The sequence below is a fragment of the Streptomyces sp. LaPpAH-108 genome, from assembly GCF_000373625.1.
Taxonomy (GTDB): domain Bacteria; phylum Actinomycetota; class Actinomycetes; order Streptomycetales; family Streptomycetaceae; genus Streptomyces.
In genome coordinates this window covers 354,610-380,380 of the sequence record NZ_KB891997.1, presented here as the reverse complement: position 1 = coordinate 380,380, position 25,771 = coordinate 354,610, and the positions used below count along the sequence as shown (strand labels likewise).

The following is a 25,771-nucleotide window of genomic DNA, read 5'->3' as shown; positions in this document are numbered from 1 at the left end:
TCCTCGGGTGGCGGGAAGAACGGTCGCCGGGCCGTGTCGGGCACGGCCCGGGCTCTCACCGATCTTCGGCGCCGTCGGCCGCCAGGGCGGGCAGCGCAGCCGCGTACGGGGGCCCGGATTCCATCGGGCGGCCCAACGAGGGCGCGGGTGCGGCCGGGTCGGCCAGCAGGACGGGCACCAGGGTGTGCAGGGCGTCGACGGCCCGGCCGACGGCCTCGCGCACGGGCTCGCTCAGTCCGGGGGCGATGTCCTCGTCGCCGCGCGGCAGCACGGCGGGCTCGCAGCCGAGGACGAGGACGCGGGGCAGCGGTTCGTCGCCGAGGTGGGCGGCGAGGGCGAGCACCTTCTGCGGGTCCATGCCGTGGGCCTCTGGCACGGTGGTGGCGTCGGGGGGCTCGGCCTCGATCAGGGACAGGGTGCCGGGGCGGTGGCCGCGCTGCGCGGTGTCGACCAGGACGGCGGTCGCGCAGCCGTCGAGCAGGGTGTAGGCGAGGTCCATGCCCCGGATGCCGAAGTCCCGCACGGTGACCCCGCCGGGCAGCGGGCGTTCCTCCAGGGCGCGGATGACCTCGGGGCCGAAGGCGTCGTCGCCGAGGAAGATGTTGCCGACTCCGGCCACGAGCAGCCGTTCGGTGGCGCCGTTCACGACACCTCCCCCGTGTCGGTGGTGAGCGGCCGTACCGAGGCCGAGGGCTGTTTGCGGACGAATGCGGAGCGCAGCGCGTGGTAGGGCGCGGTGGGGTCGTCGAAGATGGCGTGCATGCGGGCGAGTTCGTCGCGCCGGTACTCCGCGAGCGGGCGCCTGTCCTCGTCGGCGCGGCGGGCGGCGGCCTTGGCGGTGATGCGGGCGGCGAGGCCGGGGCTGGTGGCGAGGTCGGCGGCCATGGCCTGGACGGCGGGGGCGAACTCCCCGGCGCCGGTGGGCACCAGGCGGTCCACCAGGCCGAGCCGGGCGGCGTGTTCGGCGCTGACCGGCAGGGCCTCGGTGGTCAGGCGGTGCGCGGTGGCCTCGCCCGTGCGGCGCGGCAGGCTGTAGGTCCAGTACTCGGAGCCGTACAGGCCCATCCGCCGGTAGTGCGGGTTGAGGACGGCGCCGGTGCGGCACCACACCTCGTCGGCGGCGAGGGCGAGCATGGCGCCTCCGGCGGCGGCGTTCCCGGCGAGCGCGGCGACGACCAGCCGGTCGGTGGTGCGCAGGACGGCCTCCACGAGGTCGTCCATGGCGCCGAGGTTGTCCCGGGACTCCGCGCCGGGGTCGGGGGCGCCCTCGATGACGTTGAGGTGGATGCCGTTGGAGAAGAAGTCGCGGGCGCCGCCGAGGACCAGCACCGGGGTGGGCCGGGCGAGGGCGTACTCGTAGGCGGCGAGCAGACGGCGGCACTGGTCGGTGCTCATGGCGCCGCCGGGGAAGGTGAAGCCGAGGAAGCCGGTGTCGCCGCGCTGCCGGTAGCGGATGTCGCTCCAGGTGCGCCGGTCCTCCGGGAGTTCGAGGGGGACGGTCGACTCGGGGAGCGACGCCGCGTACTCGGGGGCCCAGGAGGCGAGGACGGTGGCGGCGGGGCGGCGGAAGGGGGCCGGGTCGCCGCTGCTCTTGCGCGGGCGCAGTTCGGGGATCCATACGGCGCCGTCGCGGGTGGCGCGGCAGACGGCGCCGTTGCGGGTGGCGATCAATTCGCACGGGCGGCCCCTGAGTTGGTCCTCGGGGTGGCCGCCGTGCAGGAAGACCTCGCGGCCGAGGAGTGCGTCGAGGACGCCGGGCTGGGAGTCGGCGCCGCGCAGCTTGCGCAGGACGGTGGCGGTGTCGTCCTGGGCCCAGTCGATACGGCGGCGGTCCTGGCGGAAGTAGTCGCGCCAGACCACGGCGGGCCAGTCGCCGGTCTGCGGACGGGGCTTGTAGGAGCCCTCGGCGTAGCGGCGGACGGCTAGGCGGACGGCGGCCGAGGCGGCGTCGGCGGCTTCGTTGCGGTAGAGGTCGCTCTTGCCGGTGGCGGGCACGGGGAAGGTCTCGGAGGCCCAGACGGCGCCCGCGTCCATGGCGGCCTCGGCCTGCAGGACGGTCACGCCCCAGTGGGTGACGTCCTCGGCGATCGCCCAGTCCAGGGAGGAGGGGCCGCGGTCTCCAGGGGGTCCGGGGTGCACGATCAGACAGGTGTGTTCCCGCCATACGTCCTCGGGGAGGGCGCTCTTCAGCATGGGCGCGACAATCAGCTCGGGGCGCGTCTCACGGACGGCGGCGCGGACCGGTTCGGGGCCGTGGGTGGCGAGGACGACGTCCACGGTGTGGCCCTGATCGGACAGTTCCGCGTAGACCCGTTGACAGAGGCTGTTGAACGCGCTGGCGACCAGCAAAATGTCCATGCGACGATATGTTCGTCCATTTTCCCGATGCCGTGAAGAACCGGTTCGGCGTTTCCCCCGCCCCTGGCGAACAGGGTCCGAATTGGCCGGAAAACATGCGGAAAACTCTTTCGAGAATCACCCCGTTGTCCTAATCCGGCGGACCTCCGGCCACCCGGATGCGCGACCGGTGCGGGTGCCACCTCGACGCACCGGGGCGCGTTGCGGGTCCGGTTTCTCCTGCTTTGCCCTTACCTTTCTCTAGATGTGACCGAGGGTCGGGACGTGCCCGAGGGTCGGGCTCGGCGGCACGGAGGCGAGGCGGGCACGTGGGTGGTGCGGGGTGGTGGTGGCGACGGCACGGGAAGTCCGGTCACCCGGCGCACGACACGGCGCCGGGCGCCAGGCCCCCCTCCCCCACGGTGCGGCTGCCCTCCCACTCGCGCACCGCGCCGAAGGTCTCGGCGGCCGAGCTGACGGTGCCCTGGCTGCGGATCGCCGCCGCCTACGCCTGGCGGCTCATCCTGGTCGGCATCGCGGTCTACGGCATCTTCGGCGTCCTGGGCCGCTTCCAGCTCATCGCGGTGGCGCTGTTCCTCGCGATGGTCATCACCTCGGTGCTGCGCCCGGTCGCGGATCTGCTGGACCGCTGGATGCCGCGTCCGCTGGCCGTCGCGCTCGCCATGGTCGGCAGCCTGTGTCTGCTGCTCGGGCTGCTGGCGCTCGTGGGCAACGCGGTGGCCGGTGAGTCGGCGCAGCTGGGCGACGAGTTCCGGGGCGGGGTGCACCGTATCGAGGACTGGCTGCGGCGCCCGCCGTTCCGGCTGAGCCAGGACCGGCTGAACTCGCTCCAGCGGGAGGTGACGGAGTATCTGTCCACGCACCGCGCGGCCCTGCTGAGCAGTGCGGTGGCCGGGATCGGGCGGGTGGTGGAGGTGGTCACGGGCGGGGCGCTCGCGCTGTTCGCCTCCGCCTTCTTCATCCACTCCGGGGACCGGCAGTGGGAGTGGGTGCGCGACCGGGTGCTGCCGCGCGGGGCGCGCACCGTGTGGGACCGTGCGGGCCGGGCGGCGTGGGGGACGTTCGCCGGGTACACGCGCGGCATCATCATCGTGGCCGCCACCAACGCCGTACTCGTCGGCATCGCCCTGTTCGCGCTGCGGGTGCCGCTCGCGCTGCCGCTGACGCTCCTCGAGTTCTTCGCCGCGTTCGTGCCGCTGGTGGGCTCGCCGGTGGCGCTCGGCGTGGCCACGGTGGTCGCCCTGGCGACCCGGGGTCCGCTCACGGCGATCGCGGTGCTGGTGCTCATCGTCGTCATCGGCCAGCTGGAAGGCCATGTGCTGCATCCGCTGGTGATGAGCTGGGCGGTGCGGCTGCATCCGCTGGTGGTGGCCGTGTCGGTCATCGCGGGCAGCATCGTGGCGGGGGTGATCGGCGCGGTGGTGGCGGTGCCGTTCGTCTCGGTGGTCTGGGCGGTGCTGAGCGCCCTGCGCGGACCGCCCGCGACCAAGCCGCCGCCCCGGACGCCCTGACCGGCCGGGACGCAGCGCGTCCGGCCGGTCGAGTGAGACGGGGGTGAGGCGGGGTGAGCCGGGGTCAGCCGGTCGCGAAGGACCGCAGCTTGGTCGTCGAGCCGTTGAACTTGTCGTGGTCCCCGACCGTCGGGCCCGTCGAGGTGTACTGCCACATGGTGTACGCCGACCAGCCCGCCGGGAGGGTGCCCGGGGAGGAGGCGTAGCGGGCGATCCACAGGGGGTTGGCGCCGAAGCCGGAGTAGTTGCCGGTGCACTGGGTCCACCAGGTGGTGGCGGTGTAGACGACGGCGGCGCGGCCGGTGCGGGCCTTGTAGCGGTTCAGGAAGTCGCGGATCCAGCTGACCATGCCGCTCTGGGACTTGCCGTAGCAGGCGGAGCCGTAGGGGTTCCACTCGATGTCGAGCACGCCGGGCAGGGTCTTGCCGTCGGCCGACCAGCCGCCGCCGTGGTCGACGAAGTAGTCCGCCTGGGCGGCGCCGCTCGTGGTGTCGGGGGTCGCGAAGTGGTACGCGCCCCGGATCATGCCCGCCTTGTAGGGGCCGTTGTACTGCTGGGTGAAGTAGGGGTTCTTGTAGTACGTGCCCTCGGTCGCCTTGGTGTAGGCCCAGCGGGTGCCCGCGTTCCACAGGGTGTTCCAGGCGACGTTGCCCTGGTGGCTGGAGACGTCCACACCCTCGGTGAGGGTCGCCCGGGTGGTCAGGGCGCGGTCGTCGTCGGACCACGCGGTGCCTCGTTCGTGGGCGCGGACGCCCACGCCCATGTAGGCGCTGCCGCGCGGAAGGATGCGCCACCCGGAGTCGGACACTGCGGCGGGGGGCGACAGGAAGAGGAGGAGGCCGGACAGGACGCCGGTGAGGCACAGGCGTGAGCTGCGGCCACGGAGGAGGTGTATGTCGCTTCGCACGAGATCCATCTGACCCGGCATCGGGGCGTGGCGCACGCCGGATTGGGCCGGGCGAAGGCGTGGCGGGGCCGGGGTTGGGCCATGTGGGTGGCACGCGGGGAGGCGGGGGGGTGCCCGGCCGGGCGCGGGGCCCGGCCGGGCGGGTGCGGGTCGGCCGTCGACGGGGCTAGCCGTCGATGCGGTGCTGGGTCCAGAAGGAGGTCAGGTCGGTGCTCGTGGCGGCCTGGGCGGCGGCCTTGAACTCGGCGGTGGTGGAGACGCCGTACCAGTGCGCGGCGGCGTAGTCCTTGAGCAGCTTGGTCATCGCGGTGTCGCCGATGAGGCGGCGCAGGTCGTGCAGGGCGCACTTGCCGTAGCCGTAGACGACGGTGGAGTAGCGCGAGGAGTGGGCGTCCCAGTAGGCCATCGAGTTGGTGATCTTCTCGGCGCTGGAGGCCCAGGAGACGCTGTTCCAGCAGCCCGATCCGGTCTTGCCCTGGGCGAGGTCGGTGGCGTAGTCGGTGAACGACTCGTCCAGCCAGGGGCTGGTGTACTCGTCGTCGCCGACGATGCCGTACCACCACTGGTGGCCGATCTCGTGGGTGAGCGCGGTGGTGGAGACCAGGTCGAGGACGAAGCCGGGGTACTCCATGCCGCCGAACCAGAAGTTGTTGTCGATGACCGCGTCCAGCTCGCCGTAGGGGTAGGCGCCGAAGCGGCCCGCGTGGGCGTCGACGGCGCTCTTGGCGGTGCTGAGCATGGACTGGGCGCTGGAGGAGCTGATCCCGGAGACGGAGTAGACGTTGACCGGGACGCCGCCGGGCGAGGTGCCGGAGATCTTGCTGAACGGTCCGGCGGCCCAGGCGAAGTCGCGGACCTTCGAGGCGGTGGCGGTGGTGACCGTACGGCCGCTGCTGCCGGGGGTGTCCGTGGAGGTGCCGGTGGCGGGGACCAGCAGGGAGCTGGGGTGGTCGAGGGTGACCTTGAAGTCGGCGGCCAGGGAGTAGAAGGACTCGCCGTTGTTGGTGTACGGGTCCAGGTGCCAGCCGGAGCCGTCGCGTACGGCGAGGACGGGCAGGGCGTTGCCGATGAAGCTGAAGGCGCCGTCGTGGCCGAACCGGTCGGCGCCGTCGGGGACGGTGATGCCGAGGTCGAAGCCGATGGTGGCGGACTGGCCCTCGGCGAGCGGCTGCGGGAGCGTGATCTTCAGCGCGGTGCAGGCCACCGAGAGGTCGCCCGCCGTGCCGCCCGTGACGTTGCTGACCTTGATGGGCGGGGCGGCGCAGGTGCCGTGGTAGTTGTCCCAGAGCCTCAGGTAGACCTCGCCCAGCGCATCGGCCGAGGCGTTGGTGAAGGTGGCGCTCTCGTGGCCGGTCCAGACGGTGCCGGTGCTGTCGCTGCTGAGGCTGACGGTGTAGTCGGGCGCGGCCGGGGTGCGGGCCGTGTCGGTCGCGGGCGGGGTGGTCGTGTCGGCGGTGTCGAGCGCGATGTCGTCCAGGACGAAGCTGGTCTTCAGGCTGGAGTCCTCGGTGCCGGTGAAGGCGAGGTCCACGGTGCGGCCCGCGTACGAGGACACGTCGACCGTCTCGCGGACGTAGCCGGTGGCGTGGTCGAGGTTGGAGTAGCTCGCGAGGGTGGTGCCGCCGAGCTTCACCGTCAGTTTGTCGTAGGCGGTGGAGGAGGTGGTCTCGGCGGTGTCGATGTGGAGATGGAAGCTGAGGGTGGCGCTGCCGCAGCCGCTGGGCACGGTGACGCTCTGGGTGAGCGTGTCGGTGCGGGTGGCGCCGGTGCCGCCGAGCCAGGCGTAGGCGGAACCGCCGTGCGCGCTCTGCCCGGTGCGGCTGGTGATCAGGCCGCTGGAGGACTGGGTCCAGGGCGAAGTGCCGCTCTCGAAGCCGCCGTTGCCGACGACCTGGGCCGGGGTGCAGGCGTCGGCCGCCTTCGCCTCGGCGGGCCGGGCGGCTGCGGAGCCCGCGGGCAGGCAGAAGGCGAGCAGGGCGGCGAGGGCGAGCCCGCCGAGCGCCTTGTGGGGGGTGGGTCTCAACACGCTACTCCTTCGCGAAGGCCGGGGTTTCGGCCTGCTGATGGCCGAGTCCGGCCGGAGTGCGCCGGCGCGGCCGTGGGGTGGGGCTGCGCGATGGCCGTGCGGGGTGCGCCCTCGGTGAGGAGGGCGCGGCCGGGGCAAGCGTGACAGATCTGACCTGCTCATGCCAGAGGCGCCCGCGCGCTTACCCGGTTGCCGGTGCTGTCGGTGCCGCCGGTGCTTGCCGCGCGGTCAGCCGGTGTGCAGCGTCACGAAGACCGCGCGCAGCCGGGAGCCGTCCGGCCCCGGCCAGCCGGTCGCCACATGACCCGCCGCGTCGCCGGGGCACGCGGGCGGGTTCTCCGGGACCGGGCGCAGGACGCGGTGGACGCGCAGGGTCGCGCCACCCGGTGCGGGCACGCTCGTGCCGTCGGCGTCCTCGGCGGGTGCCGGGGCGAAGGGGGTGCGCGGGAGGGGCGTGCCGGTGTGGGAGCGGGTGACCTCGCGGTCGGGGGTGTCGGTGACGCTCTGCGCCACGGCTTGGGCGTCGCCCACGATCAGCGCCAGCAACTCGCCGACCAGCACCGGGTCGTGGCAGCCGTCGTAGACCCAGCGCTTGCCGAGGACGCCGTGCTCGGTGGTGCCGACGAGGGCGTGCTCCGCGCCGGGGAGCGGGGCGCCGCGATAGGTGAGCGGGACCAGATAGGCGACCGGCTCGGGGCCCGCGGAATCGGTGGCCACCATGAACTCGATGCCGACCTCGCCCTCGGGGTCGTCGAGGCGGAAACCGCCGGTCCGTTCCAGCCGGGGCTCCCCCGGGCCGCCTCGGTACCAGGAACGGGTGGGCAGCCAGGGGGTGAGAAGTTCGAGCTTGGTCGGCTTCAGAGTGGTGCGGTGGATGACGGCCATGCGGGTACTGCTCCTCCTCGACGCGTGCGAACGTCCGCAGTGTTCCACAGGGCTCTCCGCCGCCCCGGGGTGTGAAGGCTGGCCAACCCCCCTGTGCGGAAAGTGTGTTCACGCGTCTGGCTCCCTGGACCTACCCGGCGGTATACAGACCCGGTCGCAAGTGATGGCCTGTCAGTTCGGGAGGACTCCATGGCGAACCGCGGACGGAAACAGGGCACTTCACGCAGGCCGCTCGGTCTGCTGGGTGCGGTGCTGGGGGGTTGTGCGCTGGTCGCCGGGTCGGTGGTTCCGGCGGCGGCGCATCCCGGGCACGGGCAGGTCCGTTATGCGGCGCTCGGGGATTCCTACACCTCCGGGCCGCTCATCCCCCGTCAGGTGGACGCGAGTTGTGCGCGGTCCGATCAGAACTACCCCTCGCTGGTGGCGGAGCGGAGACGGGTGGACGACTTCGTCGACGTGAGCTGTTCGGGGGCCACGACGGCGGAGATGTGGCAGGCGCAGGGGACCAATCCGCCTCAACTCGACGCGCTCACACGGAAGACCGACCTCGTCACCGTGCAGATCGGCGGGAACGACGTCGGCTTCGGCTCGATCATCTCCACCTGCGCGAAACTCGGCGCGCAGGACCCGGACGGCAATCCGTGTGAGCGGTCCTACCGGGCCTCCGGGTACGACGAGTTGGCGGTGACCGTGGCGCGTACCGCGCCGAAGATCGACCGGGTGCTGCGGGCCGTCCGCGCACGGGCGCCGCACGCACGGGTCCTGCTCGTGGGGTATCCGGATCTGCTGCCCGACGACGGCACGGGCTGCTTCCCCGCCGTGCCGTTCGCGCGCGGTGACTTCCCCTATCTGCGGGACACGGAGAAGCGGCTCAACCTGATGCTGCGGCTGGTCGCGGCCTGGAACCGGGTCGAGTATGTCGACACCTACGGCCCCACCGTCGGCCACGACATGTGCAAGGCGCCCGAGGACCGCTGGATCGAGCCGCTGCAGCCGGCCGCGCCCGCCGCCCCGGCGCACCCCAACGCGCGCGGCGAGGCGGCGATGGCCCAGGCCGTGCTCGCGGCGACGGGGCGCGGACACGGCAGGCGCTGAACCCGCCTCACCGCGCCCGCGCCCTCTCGGCCCGCGCCCTCTCGGCCCGTGCCCCCTCGGTAAAAGCCTCAGTCGCCCAGCGCCGCCAGCACCACCGCCTGCGCCTCCTCCTGCACCCGGGCCAGATGGTCCGGGCCGAGGAAGGACTCGGCGTACACCTTGTACACGTCCTCGGTGCCCGAGGGCCGCGCCGCGAACCAGGCGTTCTCGGTGGTGACCTTGATGCCGCCGATGGGGGCGCCGTTGCCGGGCGCCTCGGTGAGGACGGCGGTGACGGGTTCGCCCGCGAGGGTGTCGGCGGTGACCTGGGCCGGGGAGAGCTTGGCCAGCAGGGCCTTCTGCTCGCGGGTGGCGGGGGCGTCGATGCGGGCGTAGGCGGGTTCGCCGAAGCGCTCGGTGAGGTCCGTGTAGTGCGCGGAGGGGGTGCGGCCGGTGACGGCGGTGATCTCGGAGGCGAGCAGGGCGAGCAGGATGCCGTCCTTGTCGGTGGTCCACACCGAGCCGTCACGGCGCAGGAAGGACGCGCCCGCCGACTCCTCGCCGCCGAAGCCGAGGTCGCCGCTGAGCAGGCCGTCCACGAACCACTTGAAGCCGACCGGGACTTCGACCAGACGGCGGCCGAGGTCGGCGGCCACCCGGTCGATCATCGAGGACGAGACGAGGGTCTTGCCGATGCCGGTCGACTGCGGCCACTGGTCGCGGTTCTGGTAGAGGTAGCCGATGGCGACCGCGAGGTAGTGGTTGGGGTTCATCAGACCGGCGTCCGGGGTGACGATGCCGTGCCGGTCGGCATCGGCGTCGTTGCCGGTGGCCAGCGCGAACCGGTCGCGCTGCTCGATGAGCGAGGCCATCGCGTACGGCGAGGAGCAGTCCATGCGGATCTTGCCGTCCCAGTCCAGCGTCATGAACCGCCAGGTGGGGTCGGTGTGCGGATTGACCACGGTGAGGTCGATGCCGTGCGCGTCGGCGATCCGGCCCCAGTACGCGACGGAGGCGCCGCCGAGCGGGTCGGCGCCGATCCGCAGCCCCGCGTCGCGCACCGCGTCCAGGTTCAGCACGCTGGGCAGCTCGCGGACGTAGGCGCCGAGGAAGTCGTACCGCCCGGTGGTGTCGGCGGCGAGCGCGTGGGCGTACGGGATGCGGCGTACGTCCTTCAGGCCGCCCGCGATGATCTGGTTGGCGCGGTCCTGGATCCAGGAGGTGGCGTCCGATCCCGCCGGGCCGCCGTTCGGCGGGTTGTACTTGAAGCCGCCGTCGGCGGGCGGGTTGTGCGAGGGCGTGACGACCACGCCGTCCGCGAGGCCCGTCGTGCGGTCCCGGTTGTGGGTGAGGATCGCGAGGGAGACGGCGGGGGTGGGCGTGTAGCCGTCCTCGCTGTCGATCAGGACGGTGACGCCGTTGGCGGCGAACACCTCCAGGGCGGTGACCTTCGCGGGCTCCGAGAGGGCGTGCGTGTCGGCGCCGAGGAACAGCGGTCCGTCGATGCCCCGCTCGGCGCGGTACTCGCAGATGGCCTGGCTGGTGGCGGCGATGTGGTCCTCGTTGAAGGCCGTCGCCAGGGACGAGCCCCGGTGCCCCGAGGTCCCGAACGCGACCCGCTGGCCCGGGTCGGCCGGGTCCGGGTGCAGCGCGTAGTACGCCGTGACCAGCCGGGCCACGTCGACAAGGTCCTCGGGACCGGCGAGAGCGCCGGCTCGCTCGTGCGGCATGAGTCCGCTCCTCCGCATAGGTGTGTTCGACGGGGTGATCGAACGCTCTGAGCCCATCTTTCCTCGTCATGGGCGCGGCATGCGCATACGCGCCGGGTCGGTCTTCACCCGGCGCGCGCCCGGACCCGCTACGGCTTGCGGCCGACCGCCGCGTACAGCGGGAGGCTCGCGCCCTGCCGCTGCCCGGCGGCGTCGGGCCGCCAGTCGCTGACGAACGCGATGCCCGGGTCCAGCAGGTCGAGTCCGGCGAGGAACGCGGCGAACTCCGCGCGGGAGCGCACGGCCACCGGGGTGCCGCCGCGCCGGTACACGTCGGCCACGGCGTTCCAGGTGTCCGGGTCGGTGTCGGCGGTGGCGTGGGAGAGCACCAGACAGCTTCCGGCCGGGAGCGGGTCGAGCAGTGCGCGGACCAGGCCGAGGGCGCCGTACTCGTCGGGGACCAGGTGCAGCAGGGCGACCATGGAGAGCGCCACCGGCTCGTCGAAGTCCAGGATCTCCCGCGCGGCCTCGATGATCTTCTCGGGCTCGCGGACGTCCGCCTGGAGGTACGCGGTACGGCCCTCGGGCGCGCTGGTCAGCAGGGCCTGGGCGTGGCGCAGCACGATCGGGTCGTTGTCGACGTAGACGATCCTGGACTCGGGCGCGACCGCCTGGACGACCTGGTGCAGATTCGGGTCGGTCGGGATGCCGGTGCCGATGTCGAGGAACTGCCGTACGCCCAGTTCGGCGACGGCGCGGGCGGCCCGCACCATGAACTGCCGGTTGGCCCGCGCCAGTTCGGGCACCTGCGGGAACAGCGCCTGGACCTGTTCGGCGGCAGCCCAGTCCACCGGGTAGTTGTCCTTGCCGCCGAGGTACCAGTCGTACATCCGGGCGGCGTGCGGCTTGCTGGTGTCGATGACGGGCGGCTGGGTCTCGGCGTCGGACACGGAGGGGGCTCCTCTACGGGCGGCGGTGGCGGCTGCATCCTGCCACGCCAGGGGTCCGGCCGTCAGGCTGGACGGCGCCAACTCCGTTCGATGTGAGGTCAGTTGTGCCGCCGTGATCCGGTGCCTACGGCAGGATCGCGTCCACGTAGCCGCCGTCCACGCGCAGGGCGCCGCCCGTGGTGGCGGACGCCTGGTCGGAGCTGAGGTAGACGACCATGTGGGCGATCTCCTCGGGCTCGATGAGGCGCTGGAGGAGGGACTGGGGGCGGTACTCGCGCATGAAGACGCGCTGGGCCTCGTCCCAGGGCAGGTCGCGGTCGACGAGTTCGTAGACGAAGTCCTCGACGCCGCCGGTGTGGGTGGGGCCCGCGATGACGGAGTTGACGGTGACGCCGGTGCCCGCGGCCTTCTTGGCGAAGCCGCGGCTCACCGCGAGCAGGGCGGTCTTGGACATGCCGTACTGGATCATCTCGGCGGGGATGACGATCGCGGAGTCGCTGGCGATGTACTGCACGCGGCCCCAGTGGCGCTCCGTCATGCCGGGGAGGTAGAGCCGGGTGAGGCGGACGGCGGCGAGGACGTTGATCTCGAAGTAGCGCCGCCATTCGTCGTCGGTGATCTCCAGCGGGTCGGCGGTGCCGAAGATGCCGAGGTTGTTGACGAGGATGTCCACGTCCGGCAGCTCGCGTTTCAGCCGTTCGGCGCCCTCCTCGGTGGAGACGTCGGCCGCGGCGGCCGTGAACTCGCCGTCCGGTACCTGCTCGGCGAGGGCCGCGATGGCGGCGGAGACCCGGCCCGCGTCGCGTCCGTTGACGGCCACGCGGGCCCCCGCGCGGGCGAGTCCGGCGGCGATGGCCGCGCCGATGCCCTGGGTCGAGCCGGTGACCAGCGCGGTGCGTCCTGTGAGATCGATGTGCATGGGCGAACGGGTTCCCTTCGGCTCCGGATACGACACCTGGCCCCCAGTGTGCGGGGGCCGGGCGCCGAAGCCGGTGAAGGACGGGCCCACGGCGGGGCGGGGCGAGGCAGGGCATCCCTGGTCTGCCTCGCCCCGCCCGCTCTCGGCCCAGCCCCTCTCAGCCCAGCCGGAACTTCTGGGCCGCCGAGCCGTTGCAGTCCCAGATCCGCAGCCGGGTGCCGTTGGCCGTGGTGCCGTCCGGAAGGTCCAGGCACCGCCCCGACTGCGGGTTCACCAGCGAGCCGTCCGCCTGCTGGACCCACTTCTGCCCGCCGACCCCGTTGCAGTCCCACAGCTCGACCTGGGTGCCGCTCGCCGTGCCGTTGCCGTTGATGTCCAGGCAACGGCCCAGGGTGGACAGGGAGTTGTCACTGCGGTGGTACCAGTGCTGGTCGACGGCCCAGGTCTGGCAGTCCCACAGCTGGACGGCCGTGCCGTTGACGCCGGTGTCGTCGGCGGCGACGTCCACGCACTTGCCGCCGGGCCCGGCGACCGGGGCGCCGCCGTTCACCGCGAACTTCTGGGCGGCCGAGCCGTTGCAGTCGTAGATCTGGAGCCGGGTGCCGTTGCCGGTGGCGCCGCTGGGCGAGTCGAGGCAACGCCCTGACTGCGGGTTGAGCAGCGAACCGTCCGACTGCTGGACCCACTTCTGGCCGCCGACGCCGTTGCAGTCCCAGAGTTCGACCTTGGTGCCGTTGGCGGTGCCGTTGCCGTTGATGTCCAGGCAGCGGCCGATGGTGCCGAGCGAGCCGTCGGGGTTGTGGGTCCAGTGCTGGTCCTCGGCGTAGGTCTGGCAGTCCCAGAGCTGGACGGCGGCGCCGTTGACGCCGGTGTCGTCCGCGGCGACGTCCACGCACTTGTTGCCGGGCCCGGTGATGGTGCCCTGGGGGCCGTTGGGCACGTTGGTCTGGCCGGAGTAGCCGACGGAGACGATGTCGGCCTGGACGGCGTTGTCGGCGGCGTCGGTCGGGTAGCCCGCGGTCATGACGCCCTCGAAGAACGTGCCCATGTTCCAGTTGCTGTTGTCGCCGCCGGTGCCCAGGATGATGCCGCCCTCCTGCTGCATGGGCTTGTAGCCGCCGCGCGTGGGCAGTCCGCCGTCCCACCAGGTGGTCAGGGCGCCGGACTGGGAGTCGCCGCCCTTGAGGGCGTATTTGGTCTGGCCGTTGTTCTTCAGCATGGCGGTGACGTACGTGCTGCTGTTGCCCCGGTTGGCGGGGTTGGAGCCGTTGTCGCCCTGGAACATGCCGTTCTCCAGGTCGGCCTCGACCCAGGGGCCCGAGCCGGTGCAGGGGGCGAAGTAGCAGGTGGTGGCGATGGAGACGGCGTCCATGTGGCCGTTGCCGGTGTCGGCCGGGGTGCGTTCGGCGTTGCCGTAGTCGAAGCAGCAGGCGGAGCCGACGTGGGTGCCGCTGGCCACCATGTAGGCGCCCTCGGGCTGGCCGTTGACGGCGACGCCGGAGGCGACCCCGGTGTAGCGGTAGCCGACGCCCGGGGAGATCCAGATGCCGTAGACCTTGTGGCCGCCCGCAGTGACGGCGATCTCGCTCGCGTCGGCGCCCCGGTCGGCGCCCATCCCGGCGGTGCCCGCCGGGCCGGGGGTCAGGTCGTTGTGACGGGTGGTCTGGTCGTAGACCTTGCTGATGCGACAGGTGGAGCCGCCGCAGAAGGTGTCCTGGCGGCCCGCGTCGGCGTAGCCGCCCGCCGCCAGGACGCCGATGTCGGCGGTGGCGCCGTCCGACGCCCGGGTGACCTGGTAGAGCGGGCCGTTGTAGGCGGAGAACAGGGCGCGGGTGGTGCTGTGCGCGGCGACGCAGGGGGTGCCCGCCGCGCCGTAGATGTCGCACGGCAGCGAACCGGCGGCCTCCGCGCGCCCGGCGAGTCCGATCAGGGAGCCCAGCAGGAGCAGCAGGGCGGCCAGGACGGACGGTAAAAGCGATCTCTCTCGGCGCATCGTCTGCTCCTCGAAGGACGGGACGTGCTTCCAACCGGCGTGCGGGGAAAGCGCGTTCCGTTTCCGTCGCGGAACGCGTCGCAGCCGTTGCGGAAGGTACGGACCACGTTCGAGGACGTCAAGATTTGTCGCTTCAGGCTTGGTTCAAAGTTTGATACGTGTCCTGAATTGTTGCTTTGGGGATGCGGGGCCGGGCGGCACGCGCCCGGCCCCGCATCGGGTCCGTCTATCGGTCACCGGTCAACAGGCGTTCCATGGCGGCCAGTTCGTCCTCGGCCGCGTCGCGCCGGGAGCGCGGTCCGCAGGAGCGGAGCACACGGGTGAAGTCGGCCGCGGCCTCGGTGATGCGGTTGCCGAGCCCCGTGCCGCTCTGCGCGCCGAAGTCGCCGGTGGCGGCGTAGACCGGGCGGGGCGAGACGATCGCGTGGAGGTAGGAGAACATCGGGCGCAGGGCGTGTTCGAGGACCAGGGAGTGGCGTTCGGTGCCGCCGGTCGCGCCGATCAGGACGGGCATGTCGGAAAGAGTCTCCTCCGGGAGCACGTCGAAGAAGGACTTGAACAGCCCGCTGAAGGAGGCGTTGAACGCGGGCGTGACGGCGATGACCCCGTCCGCCTCCCTGATCTGCTCGAACGCGGACTCCAGCGCCTCTCCGGCGAACCCGGTGAGCATGGCGTCCATGATGGGGTGCGCCAGCGGGCGCAGTTCGACGTAGGACAGCTCGACGGACTCGCCCTGTGCTTCCAGGTCCTTGGTGACGGCCGTGGCCAGGCGGTCCGCGAGCAGCCGGGTGGAGGAGGGCTCGCGCAGGCCGCCGGAGATGATGGTGATCTTCATCGGGCTTCGGTGTTCCCTTCGTCGTCGCTCTTCGTCGCGCCGCTCTCCCCTTCGGCTTCCTCCGCGCGGCGGGCGCGCAGCAGGGACGCGTGGGTGGGGGCGGCCGGTACGTCGGCGGGCCTGCCGACCGCGAACTCCTTGCGGAGCACCGGTACGACCTCTTCGCCGAGCAGGTCGAGCTGTTCGAGCACGGTCTTCAGCGGGAGGCCCGCGTGGTCCATGAGGAAGAGCTGGCGCTGGTAATCGCCCACGTAGTTGCGGAAGTTCAGCGCCTTCTCGATGACCTGGTCCGGTGAGCCGACCGTCAGCGGGGTCTGTTCGGTGAACTCCTCGAGGGACGGACCGTGGCCGTAGACCGGGGCGTTGTCGAAGTAGGGGCGGAACTCGTCGATGGCGTCCTGGCTCTTGGGCCGCATGAACACCTGGCCGCCGAGACCGACGATCGCCTGCTCGGGGGTGCCGTGGCCGTAGTGCGCGAACCGGCGGCGGTAGAGGTTCACCAGCTGTTTGGTGTGCGAGGCGGGCCAGAAGATGTGGTTGGCGAAGAAGCCGTCGCCGTAGTACGCCGCGAGTTCGGCGACCTCGGGGGTGCGGATGGAGGCGTGCCAGACGAAGGGGGGTACGTCGTCCAGCGGGCGCGGGGCCAGCGTGAAGCCCTGGAGCGCGGAGCGGAACTTGCCCTCCCAGTCCACGGTCTCCTCGCGCCAGAGCCTGCGCAGCAGGTCGTAGTGCTCGACGGTCAGCGGGAGGGCCGCGCGGATGTCCTGGCCGAACCAGGGGTAGACCGGGCCGGTGTTGCCGCGGCCGAGCATGACGTCCGTACGGCCGCCGGAGAGGTGCTGGAGCACGCTGAAGTCCTCGGCGATCTTCACCGGGTCGTTGGTGGTGATCAGCGTGGTGGAGGTCGACAGGATGATGCGCTCGGTCTGCGCGGCGATGTAGGCGAGGAGGGTGGTGGGCGAGGACGGCACGAAGGGCGGGTTGTGGTGCTCGCCGGTCGCGAAGACGTCGAGTCCGACCTCCTCGGCCTTGCGCGCGATGGCGACGGTCGCCTGGATACGCTCCGCCTCGGTGGGGGTGCGTCCGGTGGTGGGGTCGGGGGTGACGTCCCCGACCGTGAAGATGCCGAACTGCATCCCGGACGCGCCGGGCGGGTCCTGGCCGGCCGCCGGGTCCTGGCCGGTGGCCGCTGACGTACCGGTGGTCTCGGACGACGCCATGCTGGATTCCTCCTGGACTCGCTGACGGGGGCGGCGGCCCGTGCGCCTGTCGTGACACCGCGCGTCGCCTTGTTGTACAACTTTAAACTATAGGCTCGGGGCTCCCCGCAGCGGCACATCGGCACGGCGCCACGCCCCAGCTCACCCCCGTATCGCTGTGCCGTCATGGTCCCACGGTGGGCCCGATACGGCAGGGCGGCGGAGGGCCGGGAGGCGGGGTCGGCGGCGGTCCGGAGGCCGGGGCGGCCGGGGACAGGCGGGGCCCGGAGGATCGTGGAAAAATGGGCGTACGGCCGTACGCCCCCCGTGGGCCGGGCCGGTCTTCCCTTCCGTCTTCCCTTCCGGACCGATCCCTTCGACACGCTGGGAGGCTTCCGTGAGCGCACGTTCCGACGCGTGGCCGGTGCTGGACCACGCGGAACTCGCCCCCATGATCGAGTACGTGAACCGGGTCGTACAGATCGCCGGGAAGTACGCCCTGGACGATCCCTTCCAGGTCGGCTGGGGCAACATCGTCCTCACCGTCACACCACGCGGTCTGACGACTCCGGTGTACCGGCGGGACGGGGTGACCTTCACGGTGCACTACCGGCTGCTCGACGGGGACGTGGTGATCGAGACCGACGACGGTACGCGCACGCTGTCGCTGTCGCGGACCTCGGTGGCGGACTTCTACGCCCACTTCTGCGACGCGGCGGCGCAGCTCGGCATCCCCGCCCCGCACAGCTCGCTGATCTGCGAGATCCCGGGCGCCCCACCGGCCTTCGAGGACGACCGCGCCGAACGCGTGTGGTCGGCGCACCCGGCCCGGCGCATGTGGGAGGCGTTCAACCTGGCCGCCGACGGGCTCGAGGCGTGGCAGGCCCCCTACCTCGGACACCGGCCGCGCGTCGGGCTGATGTGGGGCGGCTTCGACCTCTCCGCGACCCGCTTCCGTGCCAAGCCGACCACTCCCCCGTCCCAGGGCCCGCCCTTCCTGCGCAACGCCCAGCTCTACGAGTACGTGTCGGTGGGGTTCTCCTTCGACAACACCAAGACCGGGGGCGACAACCCGCTCGACATCGGCATGTACGCCTACATCTGGCCCCAGCCGGACGGCCTCGACGGCCGCTCCTGGGGCGTCGACGGCGCCGACTGGCACCCCGACGCGGGCCTCGTCCTCCTCCCGTGGTCCAAGCTCCGCGAGACCCCCGACCCGCACCAGGCGATCGTGTCCTTCGGCGACGCGGTCTACGACGCGGCGGTGGCCACGGCAGGCTGGCCCGCGGATCTGGTCGGCCCCCGGGTCGACGGCTGGTACATGAGCGAACACGCCCCGGCGTGAGGGCGGTTCAGTCCCAGGAGTTGAAGAGGACTTCGCCGAGTGTGGTGACCCCGTAGAAACGAATCCCGTGCCACTCGCCCTCAGTGAGCACCGACGTGTCCACCCGGGAGAGCGGCAGCGCGAGCCGGTCGGCGTCGAGCACCGTGAACCCCGCGCCGCAGAAGGCGCGGGCCCACTCCGACGGCTCACGGAAGCCGCTCACGCACGTGTCGCGAAGCCCGTCGGCGAACGCGATCCACGGGTGGTGGGCGTGGCAGAGCACGGTCCACTCGCCCGCGCGGTCGACGACGGTCGCGGCGTGGTACGTCCGGGGATACGCCTGCTCCACCACCTCGCCGACCCGCCCTCCACCGGCGCGGGCCGCAGCGTGGAGGGCGGCGCGGAAGGCGCGTGGATCGGTCTCCGGGAGCGGGCCGTCCTGTGGGCGGAAAAGGCCCGTGGCTCCGTGCGGCAGCGGGAAAAGGACGGTCTCGTCGGGCATCCGGTCATTCTGGCCGGACGGCCGGCGGCTCAGGCGTGCGGGTGCCGGTCGCCCGTCGTCGGCGGTTCGCCGGACTCGGTCTTCTCCAGCAACTCGTCGTACTTGCGGGAGAGTTCCTCGTAGCGTTCCTCGGTGTCGTCGTCGGCGCGCTTGCGGCGACTGAGGACGTAGAGGACCACCGGACCGGTGATCATCGTGACGACCGGGACGAGCGCCCACCACAGCATGGTTCCTCCCCTGTGCGGCCTTGCGGGGAGCGCCGCGCGGCTCCACCGGGAGGGTATGCCCTGATGGACCTCTCGCCAACACCACAGGGCGGAAAGGCCCTTCCACCTCAGATGTAACCAGTTGTTTCGCGCCAACCACTGGACGGGATGACCCGTTCGCTTCTAAGTTCCCGTCTCGGCAGTGGACTTGTTCACAACCTCTACCCCGGATGTGAACAAGTGTGTTGTCGTGCAAGGCCGTTGGTGCATCACTCACCGTGCGATGCGAAAGGCTGTGGTGAAGACCGGTCTCCACGCGCCCGACGGCGCCCTTCCCGAGCGACTGGCCGCCCACCCGGGCCGCCCGCGCTTCCTCGTCCTCGGCCTGCTGGCCATCACCGACGGCCGCGAGACCGTCGTGCTCCAGCCGTCCAGGCCGACCTCCCTGCTCGCCGCGCTGCTGCTGCACCCCGGCGCGGTCGTCTCCGCCGAGCTGCTTCAGCGCGTCGTCTGGGGCGACCGCCCGCCCGCCGGGGGCCGCTCCGCCCTGCACACCTGCGTCCTGAGGCTGCGCAGGCTGTTCACCAAGTACGGCATCGCCGACGGCGCGGTGGAGGCCGTACCCGGCGGCTACCGGCTGCACGCCGACGCCGACACCCTGGACCTGCTCCAGTTCCGGGGGCTGCTCGGCCGGGCGTCCGCCACCGAGGACCCCGAACAGGCGCTGCACCTCGGCCGGGCCGCGCTGCGCCTGTGGAAGGGCCCGCTGCTCGGCAACGTGCACTCCGACGAGCTGCACCGCGACCATGTACCGCGCCTGGCCGAGGAGCGGCTGTTCGCCGTGGAGCGGGTCTTCGACGGCGAACTCCGCCTGGGGCGGCACCGGGAGATGATCGCCGAGGCACGTGAGGCGGTCCGGGCCGAGCCGGGTCACGAAGGGCTCTCCGCGCTGCTGATCGAGGCGCTGTACCGCTCGGGCCGCCGCGCCGAGGCGCTGGCCGAGTACCGCCGCATCCACGCCCACCTCACCACCGAGCTGGGCGTGGAGCCAGGACCCGCGCTGCGCGGTCTCCAACTGGCCGTGCTGCGCGGCGAACCGTCAGGTCAGCGGCCCGCGCTGCCCGCCTCCGGTGTGCCGCCCTCGGCACCCGGCGAGGCGCCGCCCGGTCTCGGCCGGGCCTCTCCCCCGGCGCCGGGCGACCTGGTGCTGCGCGCACTGGTGGACGCCGGGCTGCTGGAGGAGGACCCGCCGGGCCGCTACCGGGTCCACGACCTGCTGCGGCTCTTCGTCCAGGCGGCCGGCACCAGCCTCCCGGCCACGGCTGCAGCCACCGCCACCGCCGCTCCGGCCTCCGCGCCCGCGCCGCCCGACCAGCACGACCCGCAGAACCAGCACGACCAGCACGACCCGATGGACCCGTCCTAGTCGGCCCCCGGCCGACCGTCGTCCCCCCTCGTCTTTCGGAGGTACCGCAAGCATGGCCCAGGCTCCCGCCACCCCCGAGGAGATCGCCCAGTCGCGGCCCCGCATCCGCAGGGACGTGCTGTTCACCCAGACCCCGGACGGCGTGCTCTTCCACAACGCCCACGGCGGCTTCAACGTGGTCACCCAGAACGCGTACCGCTTCGCCTCGCTGATCGTGCCTCATCTCGACGGCGAACGGCGCGTGGACGAGCTGTGTACCGGCCTGGGGGACAAGCAGCGCGCCATGGTCCACGGACTCGTGCGCGCACTCTACGCGCGTGGTTTCGCCCGGGATGCCGGACCCAGACCCGCGGCCGATCCGCTCCCGCCGCAGGTGGCCAAGCGTTTCGCCCATCAGGTCGACTATCTGGACCACTACGCGGACGACGCGGCGGCCCGCTTCCTGCGCTTCCGCTCGACCCCGGTCGCGGTCCTCGGCTCCGACGCCCTGGCCCGCTGGGCGGCCCTCGGTCTGCTGCGCAACGGCTGCGAGGCCGTGGCCGTCACCGAGGGGCCCGCGCCCGCCGTGCTCAGCCGGGAACTTCACGGTGTGGCGGGCACCGCCGAACTCGATGCCGAGATTGCGGAGTTGACCGAGGCGGGCTGTCCGCCCCGCGTGGCCCGGCTGCCGGAGCCGACCGACGGCACCTACGGCTGGGCCGACCTGGACGGCTGGGACACCGTGCTGGTGACCGGCCCCGACGCGCCCCGGCAGCTCCTCCGGCTGCAGACCGAGGGCATACCCGCCGGGCGACGGCTTCTCGGCGCCTGGACGTTCGGCGATCGCGCGGTGGTGGGCCCGGCGGTGACCGCCGGTACGCCCGGCTGCTGGTCGTGCGCGGCACTGCGGCTCGGCGCGGGGGCCGAAGCCGCCGACAGCGCCGAGCTGTGGGCCTCCGTCGGACCCGCCGCGCCGCTCGGCACCCCGGCCCGCGTCCTGGCCGGGCCGCTCGCCGGGATGCTCGGCAACCTCCTCGCCTTCGAGGTGTTCCGCCTGGTCACCGGCGCGCTGCCCGCCGAGACCCGGGGTCAGGTCGTCGTCCAGGACCTGGACTCGCTCGACGTGCTGACCGAGCCGCTGCTGCCGCACCCGCGCTGCCCGTTCTGCGCGGGGACGGCGCCGGTGGCCGCCGCGCACGCCGAGCCGGTCCCGGGTGACGTGCTGCGCGAGGCCCACGCCGACGACCGGGCGGCCCTGCTCCCCGCCGACGGCCCGGCCGACGAGGCCGCCGCCAAGGCCGCGCTCACCGAGCTGGAGCGGCGTGACGTGCTGGTCCACGCGGCGGCCGGGGTCTTCACGGCCTACGCCGACGACGACTGGGAGCAGACCCCGCTCAAGCTGAGCACCGTACGGCTCGGTCTCGCGCCGGGGCGGGTCCGCGAGGTGTCCGCCGCCGAGGTGCACCATGTGGCCGGCGCACGTCTCGCGGCACTGTTCCGGGCCGCCGAGGTGTATGCCGAGCACGTGGTGCCGCCCCACACACTGGACCCGGCCTCGCGGGAGGCGGCCTCGGGCAAGTGGACCCGGGTGGCACCGGCCGAACTCGCCCTCTCCAGTGGCCTCGACGTGCCCGCCGACCGCATCGCCGCCTGGAGCGAGGGCGTCTCGCTGCTGGACGGGCGAACCGTGCTGGTCCCCACGGGCGCCACGCGCACGCTGGGCGGCTGGAACGACCAGGGGCTCTTCGAGCGCACCTCGGCCGGTACGGGCGCGGGCGGCAGCCCCCGTGCCGCGCTGACCCGCGCCCTGCGCACCGCGCTCGCGTACGACGCGCTGCGCCGCGCGGTCCGGCGGGCCGCTCCGGTGCGCGCGCTGGACCTCGGCACGCCCACCGGCGATCCCGAGCTGCTTTTCCTGCTGCGCTCGGCGGAGAACCTGGGTGTGACGGCGGAGGTCCTGGACCTCACCGGCACGGACGGCCGACTCCCGGTCGCGCTGGCCCGGTTCACCGCTCCGGGGAGCGGGGAGACCCGCTGGGCCGTCGGCAGCGGGCTCCGTCCGCGCGAGACCGTGGTGGAGGCGCTGCGCGACCTGCTGGGCGCGGAGCAGCTGCGTGGCGCCGGTGCCGAGCCCGACACCGGTGACCCGGTGTGGGAGGACCTGGAGGTGTCCACGCTGGTGGCCTCCGACGCCGTACCGCTCGGGGAGACCGGCACGACGTGGGCCGCCGTGCTGGACGGGCTGGCCGCCGACGGGCGGGACGCGTTCGCGGTGCCGGTGGCGGCTGCGGACCTCGCTGCGGGCGATGTGCACGTGGCGCGGGTGCTGCTGACCGGCGGGGAGTCCCGTGCCCACTGAGACCACGGCGGCCGTGGCCGATCCGGTGGCGTGCGAGCCGTGGGACGAGGTGTGCGCCGCGCTCACGGCCGATCTCGCCGCACGCCCCGGCACCCCGGCCTGCGCGGTGACGCGACTCGGGGTGCGCGACGAACTCGCCGCCGAGGCAAGGGCGTTCACTCCCGGGGTCGTACCCGTCGGGCTGTACGGGCATCACGCCGTGGTCGGCCCGGTCACCGCGTCCGGGGCGAGCGGCTGTCCGCAGTGTCTGGCCCGGCGCTGGCAGGCGGTGCGCGCGGGGTTCCTGCGGGACGCGCTGGAGCGGGGCGAGGAGACCCGGGCGACCGGGGTGCCGCCGTGGCGGGCCGCGTTCACGGTGGACGCGCTCGCCGCGCTGGTCACGGCGGCGGCCCACAGGCCGGGCCCCGCACACCGGCCGTGGGTGTGGCTGCTCGATCTGGAGACCCTGCGCGTCTCCCGGTTCCCGCTGGTCCCGGACGCCGAGTGCCCGGCCTGCGCGGAGCGCCCCGACGACACCGCCGAGGGGGCCAGGATCGTGCTGGACCCCTCGCCCAAGCACGACCCGGACGGCTTCCGCACCCGGCCCATCGGGGCGTACGACCTGCCGCTGGAGACGTTCGTCAACCCGCTCACCGGGATGCTCGGCCCCTCGGTCGCACCGGATCTGGCGTCGGCGTCCACCTCGTCCACGGTGGGCGCGTTCACCACCCGTTCCGGCGCCTATCTGCGCGAGTGCTACTGGGGCGGCCACACCGGCGCCTACGGAACGAGCGTGCGGGTGGGCCTCCTTGAGGGCCTGGAGCGGTACGCCGGGATGCGCGCCCGCGCCAAACGGACCGTGATCACGGCGACTTTGGCAGAACTCGGGGACACGGCGGTGGACCCTCGGGTGACGGGCCTGTACGCCGACTCGTTCTACGACCTCGGCACCGGCGCCCCGCGTTTCGCGCCGGACCGGCCCATCGCCTGGGTGTGGGGCTGGTCGCTGCGCGACGAGCGGCCGGTGCTGGTCCCTGAGGTGGTCGCGTACTACCACGCGCCCGGCGGCATCGGGCGGCGCTTCGTCCAGGAGAGCTCCAACGGCTGTGCGTCCGGCGGGAGTCTGGCCGAGGCGGTGCACCACGGACTGATGGAGACCATCGAGCGGGACGCGTTCCTGCTGGCCTGGTTCGGCCGGGCCACGCTGCCCGAGATCGACCCGGCGAGCAGCGTCAGGACCGCGACCCGCGCGATGGTGGACCGGCTGGCGATGTACGGCTACCGGGCGCGGTTCTTCGACACCCGGATCACCTTCCCGGTGCCGGTCGTGACGGCCGTCGCCGAGCGGGTGGACGGCGGGCCCGGCCTTCTGTGCTTCGGTGCGGGTGCTTCGCTCGATCCGGAGGACGCGCTCGCGGGCGGGCTGTGCGAGATCGCCACCGATTCGGTCAACCTGCGCCGCCGCACCGCGCGCGAGGAGCCCCGGCTGCGCCGTATGGCGGCCGACTTCGACGAGGTGCGCGTGCTGCACGACCATCCGCTGCTGTACGGGCTGCCCGAGATGGGCCGGTACACCGACTTCCTGCTGCGCGAGCGGGACGCGGAGGAGCGGGTGCCGCTCGGTTCGCTGGCCGACGGTGCGCCGCGTCCGGCCGCGGATCTCCGTGAGGACGTGGCGGCGTGCGTGGCGGCCGTCACCGGGCGCGGCTTCGACGTGGTGGTGGTCGACCAGACCGCCCCCGAGCAGCGGGCGTTGGGCTTCCACACCGTCAAGGTGCTGGTCCCCGGCCTCGTCCCGATCGACTTCGGGTGGAGCCGTCAGCGCGCGGCGCTCATGCCCCGTACGCGTACGGCGCTGCGTGAAGCGGGGCTGCGCGCGGACGACTTGGCGCCGGGCGACCTCAACCCCGCGCCGCATCCCTTTCCTTGACCGGCCTTTCCGTACCTCCTCCGGCGTCGGCCCGAGCCGCCGACGTCCCCACAGACGATGCAGACAGAGGGAGTGACCGTGGGATACGCTCATGAGTACGCGACCGCGGTGATGCGGCGGGGCAGAACGCCCATGGAACCGGCCGACTTCGTGCCCGACTGGGCCGACCGGCCGCGCAAGGGGAAGCACTTCCCGGGTGCACCGTCCTTCCCGTTGCCCGACGGGGGCTGCGCGGAGGACGCCACGCTCGGCCGGGGCCTGTTCGGAGAGGCGGGCACCGGCGCGTTCACGCTGCCGCTGCTCGGCTCGATGCTCCGGGACTCCTACGGTCTGACCGGGCGCAGGCTCGCCGTGCAGGCCAACTCCGACCTGGGTTCGCTGCCGTTCCACACGCACGCCAACTGGTCGCGCGGCACCGCCTCGGGCGGCGGCCTCTACCCGATCGGGGTGCACTGGGTCAGCGGCGCGAGCGGCCCGCTCAACCCGGGTGTCTACTACTACGACACCCCGCACCACCGGCTGACCCGGCTCCTCTCGGGGGATGTGTCCGGCGAGGTGCGGGAAGCGCTCGGCGGGCTGCCGGAGGCGGCGGACACCGATCAGTTCCTGGTGCTGGGCGTGACGTTCTGGCAGAACGCCTTCAAGTACAACAGCTTCTGCTATCACGCGATCACGATGGACATCGGCGCCCTGCTCCAGACCTGGCGGATGTGGGCCCGGGCGCACGGGCTGAGCCTGGGCAGCGCGTTCTGGTTCGACGAGCCGCGCATCGGGCGGCTGCTGGGCTTCGACCCCGAGGAGGACGGGGTGTTCGCGGTGGTGCCGCTGCGCTGGGCGGGCACCGCACCGGACGCCCCCTCCGGGCCGGTGTCCGGGGCGCGGGTGCGCCGGGTGCCGACGGAGAAGTCGCGGCGGACACAGACCTTCCCGACGCTGCGGCGGGTGCACGCCGCCACCCTGGAGGGCGCCGCCGACCGTCCCGCGCCCGGTGTCCTGGACCCGGCGCTCGCGGCTCCGGCCGGTCCCGGTGAGCGGGTCGCGCTGCCCGAACCCGCGCCGCTGGACGCCCCGGTGCGCCGGGCGCTGCGTGAACGCCGCAGCAGCTTCGGCCGGTTCACCGGCACCGCCCTCGATGCGGCCACGCTCTCCGCCGTCCTCGCCTCGGCCGTCGCCGGGAGCGACCTGGACACCGACGCCGAGACGCCCGGCGCACCGCCGCTCACCCGGCTGCACGTCTTCGTCAACCACGTACGGGACGTGCCGCCGGGGCTGTACGAGTACGACCGGGACACCGGTGAGCTGGTGCTCATGCGGGCCGGTTCCTTCGGGGCCTTCCTCCAGGAGAACTACTTCCTCGCCAACTACAACCTGGAGCAGGCCGCGGCCGTCCTGGTGCCGGTCGCGCGCACGCACGCCGTCATGGACGCCGTGGGCGACCGGGGCTACCGGCTGGTGAACGCCGTTGTCGGCGCGACCGCCCAGGCCGTGTACACCGCCGCGTCGGCCGCCGGGACCGGCTGCGGGGTCGCGCTCGGCTTCGACTGCGTGTCGTACGCGGAGGAGTTCGGCGCCGACGGACGGGGCGAGATCCCGCTGCTGATCATGATGATCGGCGACGAGGGCCGCGCTCCCGCCGACTACCGCTACGACATCGTCGCCCCGTGACCCGCACCCCGTACGCCTCCCCGGTGCGCCGGGGC

At 72.8% G+C, this 25,771-nt stretch carries 20 protein-coding genes; 7 read left to right on the top strand and 13 right to left on the bottom strand.

What is annotated here, in order from left to right:
- Positions 1 to 55 precede the first annotated feature (55 nt).
- Positions 56 to 646 carry a hydrogenase maturation protease gene (locus B079_RS0126190; protein WP_018548821.1) on the bottom strand — a complete coding sequence of 197 codons (591 nt, stop codon included), beginning with the start codon at positions 644 to 646 and terminating at the stop codon, positions 56 to 58.
- Positions 643 to 2,358, bottom strand: coding sequence for a hydrogenase maturation protein (locus tag B079_RS0126185; RefSeq protein ID WP_018548820.1), 1,716 nt, complete (start codon positions 2,356 to 2,358; stop codon positions 643 to 645). The genes B079_RS0126190 and B079_RS0126185 overlap by 4 nt, the downstream gene beginning before the upstream one ends.
- 401 nt (positions 2,359 to 2,759) lie before the next feature.
- On the opposite strand from B079_RS0126185, the gene B079_RS32820 reads away from it, so the two are divergent.
- On the top strand, positions 2,760 to 3,869 hold the full coding sequence (locus B079_RS32820) for an AI-2E family transporter (protein ID WP_018548819.1): 1,110 nt from the start codon (positions 2,760 to 2,762) through the stop codon (positions 3,867 to 3,869).
- Between the two features lie 64 nt (positions 3,870 to 3,933).
- Here B079_RS32820 and B079_RS0126175 read toward each other — a convergent pair whose 3' ends face one another.
- The 3 genes from B079_RS0126175 to B079_RS0126165 form a co-directional block, all read right to left on the bottom strand.
- The gene (locus tag B079_RS0126175; protein ID WP_018548818.1) at positions 3,934 to 4,785 is read right to left on the bottom strand and encodes a lysozyme; all 852 of its coding nucleotides are present in this window, start codon (positions 4,783 to 4,785) and stop codon (positions 3,934 to 3,936) included.
- Between the two features lie 157 nt (positions 4,786 to 4,942).
- Positions 4,943 to 6,799, bottom strand: a complete 1,857-nt coding sequence (locus tag B079_RS0126170) for a M1 family aminopeptidase (RefSeq protein ID WP_018548817.1) — start codon at positions 6,797 to 6,799, stop codon at positions 4,943 to 4,945.
- 231 nt (positions 6,800 to 7,030) lie between these two features.
- Positions 7,031 to 7,687 (bottom strand): maltokinase N-terminal cap-like domain-containing protein, encoded by a 657-nt coding sequence (locus tag B079_RS0126165; protein WP_018548816.1) that lies wholly within the window; start codon positions 7,685 to 7,687, stop codon positions 7,031 to 7,033.
- 189 nt (positions 7,688 to 7,876) lie between these two features.
- On the opposite strand from B079_RS0126165, the gene B079_RS0126160 reads away from it, so the two are divergent.
- A complete protein-coding gene (locus B079_RS0126160) occupies positions 7,877 to 8,782 on the top strand; it encodes an SGNH/GDSL hydrolase family protein (RefSeq protein ID WP_199779973.1) in 906 nt (301 codons plus the stop codon).
- 68 nt (positions 8,783 to 8,850) lie between these two features.
- On the opposite strand, the gene pgm is transcribed toward B079_RS0126160, so the two are convergent.
- The 6 genes from pgm to B079_RS0126130 form a co-directional block, all read right to left on the bottom strand.
- Complete coding sequence (pgm, locus tag B079_RS0126155) at positions 8,851 to 10,491, bottom strand: phosphoglucomutase (alpha-D-glucose-1,6-bisphosphate-dependent) (protein WP_018548814.1); 1,641 nt, start codon at positions 10,489 to 10,491, stop codon at positions 8,851 to 8,853.
- 128 nt (positions 10,492 to 10,619) lie between these two features.
- On the bottom strand, positions 10,620 to 11,420 hold the full coding sequence (locus B079_RS0126150) for an SAM-dependent methyltransferase (protein ID WP_018548813.1): 801 nt from the start codon (positions 11,418 to 11,420) through the stop codon (positions 10,620 to 10,622).
- 124 nt (positions 11,421 to 11,544) lie between these two features.
- Entirely contained in the window at positions 11,545 to 12,339 is a 795-nt protein-coding gene (locus tag B079_RS0126145) for an SDR family NAD(P)-dependent oxidoreductase (RefSeq protein ID WP_018548812.1), read from the bottom strand.
- 157 nt (positions 12,340 to 12,496) lie between these two features.
- The gene (locus B079_RS0126140; protein ID WP_018548811.1) at positions 12,497 to 14,332 is read right to left on the bottom strand and encodes an arabinofuranosidase catalytic domain-containing protein; all 1,836 of its coding nucleotides are present in this window, start codon (positions 14,330 to 14,332) and stop codon (positions 12,497 to 12,499) included.
- 226 nt (positions 14,333 to 14,558) lie between these two features.
- Positions 14,559 to 15,167: a CE1759 family FMN reductase gene (locus B079_RS32815; RefSeq protein ID WP_018548810.1), complete on the bottom strand. Its 609-nt coding sequence runs from the start codon at positions 15,165 to 15,167 to the stop codon at positions 14,559 to 14,561.
- Positions 15,164 to 16,303, bottom strand: coding sequence for an LLM class flavin-dependent oxidoreductase (locus tag B079_RS0126130; RefSeq protein WP_026249094.1), 1,140 nt, complete (start codon positions 16,301 to 16,303; stop codon positions 15,164 to 15,166). The genes B079_RS32815 and B079_RS0126130 overlap by 4 nt, the downstream gene beginning before the upstream one ends.
- Positions 16,304 to 16,763: 460 nt before the next feature.
- On the opposite strand from B079_RS0126130, the gene B079_RS0126125 reads away from it, so the two are divergent.
- On the top strand, positions 16,764 to 17,711 hold the full coding sequence (locus tag B079_RS0126125; protein ID WP_018548808.1) for a DUF5996 family protein: 948 nt from the start codon (positions 16,764 to 16,766) through the stop codon (positions 17,709 to 17,711).
- 7 nt (positions 17,712 to 17,718) lie between these two features.
- On the opposite strand, the gene B079_RS0126120 is transcribed toward B079_RS0126125, so the two are convergent.
- Both B079_RS0126120 and B079_RS0126115 read right to left on the bottom strand, forming a co-directional pair.
- Positions 17,719 to 18,192 carry a hypothetical protein gene (locus B079_RS0126120; RefSeq protein WP_018548807.1) on the bottom strand — a complete coding sequence of 158 codons (474 nt, stop codon included), beginning with the start codon at positions 18,190 to 18,192 and terminating at the stop codon, positions 17,719 to 17,721.
- Positions 18,193 to 18,221: 29 nt separating this feature from the next.
- Positions 18,222 to 18,419, bottom strand: a complete 198-nt coding sequence (locus B079_RS0126115) for a hypothetical protein (protein ID WP_018548806.1) — start codon at positions 18,417 to 18,419, stop codon at positions 18,222 to 18,224.
- Between the two features lie 262 nt (positions 18,420 to 18,681).
- Between B079_RS0126115 and B079_RS32810 the strand changes: the two genes are divergently transcribed.
- The 4 genes from B079_RS32810 to B079_RS0126095 all read left to right on the top strand — a co-directional run bounded on the left by B079_RS32810 (position 18,682) and on the right by B079_RS0126095 (position 25,736).
- Complete coding sequence (locus tag B079_RS32810; protein WP_086022420.1) at positions 18,682 to 19,824, top strand: AfsR/SARP family transcriptional regulator; 1,143 nt, start codon at positions 18,682 to 18,684, stop codon at positions 19,822 to 19,824.
- Between the two features lie 52 nt (positions 19,825 to 19,876).
- A complete protein-coding gene (locus tag B079_RS0126105) occupies positions 19,877 to 22,162 on the top strand; it encodes a TOMM precursor leader peptide-binding protein (protein ID WP_018548805.1) in 2,286 nt (761 codons plus the stop codon).
- Positions 22,152 to 24,071, top strand: coding sequence for a TOMM precursor leader peptide-binding protein (locus tag B079_RS0126100; RefSeq protein WP_018548804.1), 1,920 nt, complete (start codon positions 22,152 to 22,154; stop codon positions 24,069 to 24,071). Before B079_RS0126105 ends, B079_RS0126100 begins: the two co-directional genes overlap by 11 nt.
- Positions 24,072 to 24,149: 78 nt before the next feature.
- Positions 24,150 to 25,736 carry a SagB family peptide dehydrogenase gene (locus B079_RS0126095; RefSeq protein ID WP_026249093.1) on the top strand — a complete coding sequence of 529 codons (1,587 nt, stop codon included), beginning with the start codon at positions 24,150 to 24,152 and terminating at the stop codon, positions 25,734 to 25,736.
- Positions 25,737 to 25,771 lie beyond the last annotated feature (35 nt).

What these genes read in the sequence shown, in the direction of transcription:
- B079_RS0126175 (WP_018548818.1), bottom strand. Translation starts at nt 4,785, where the DNA reads ATGGATCTCGTGCGAAGCGACATACACCTCCTCCGTGGCCGCAGCTCA.
- B079_RS0126115 (WP_018548806.1), bottom strand. Translation starts at nt 18,419, where the DNA reads ATGCTGTGGTGGGCGCTCGTCCCGGTCGTCACGATGATCACCGGTCCG.
- B079_RS0126165 (WP_018548816.1), bottom strand. Translation starts at nt 7,687, where the DNA reads ATGGCCGTCATCCACCGCACCACTCTGAAGCCGACCAAGCTCGAACTT.
- B079_RS32810 (WP_086022420.1), top strand. Translation starts at nt 18,682, where the DNA reads ATGCGAAAGGCTGTGGTGAAGACCGGTCTCCACGCGCCCGACGGCGCC.
- B079_RS0126145 (WP_018548812.1), bottom strand. Translation starts at nt 12,339, where the DNA reads ATGCACATCGATCTCACAGGACGCACCGCGCTGGTCACCGGCTCGACC.
- B079_RS0126105 (WP_018548805.1), top strand. Translation starts at nt 19,877, where the DNA reads ATGGCCCAGGCTCCCGCCACCCCCGAGGAGATCGCCCAGTCGCGGCCC.
- B079_RS0126130 (WP_026249094.1), bottom strand. Translation starts at nt 16,303, where the DNA reads ATGCAGTTCGGCATCTTCACGGTCGGGGACGTCACCCCCGACCCCACC.
- B079_RS0126120 (WP_018548807.1), bottom strand. Translation starts at nt 18,192, where the DNA reads ATGCCCGACGAGACCGTCCTTTTCCCGCTGCCGCACGGAGCCACGGGC.
- pgm (WP_018548814.1), bottom strand. Translation starts at nt 10,491, where the DNA reads ATGCCGCACGAGCGAGCCGGCGCTCTCGCCGGTCCCGAGGACCTTGTC.
- B079_RS0126160 (WP_199779973.1), top strand. Translation starts at nt 7,877, where the DNA reads ATGGCGAACCGCGGACGGAAACAGGGCACTTCACGCAGGCCGCTCGGT.
- B079_RS0126140 (WP_018548811.1), bottom strand. Translation starts at nt 14,332, where the DNA reads ATGCGCCGAGAGAGATCGCTTTTACCGTCCGTCCTGGCCGCCCTGCTG.
- B079_RS0126185 (WP_018548820.1), bottom strand. Translation starts at nt 2,358, where the DNA reads ATGGACATTTTGCTGGTCGCCAGCGCGTTCAACAGCCTCTGTCAACGG.
- B079_RS32815 (WP_018548810.1), bottom strand. Translation starts at nt 15,167, where the DNA reads ATGAAGATCACCATCATCTCCGGCGGCCTGCGCGAGCCCTCCTCCACC.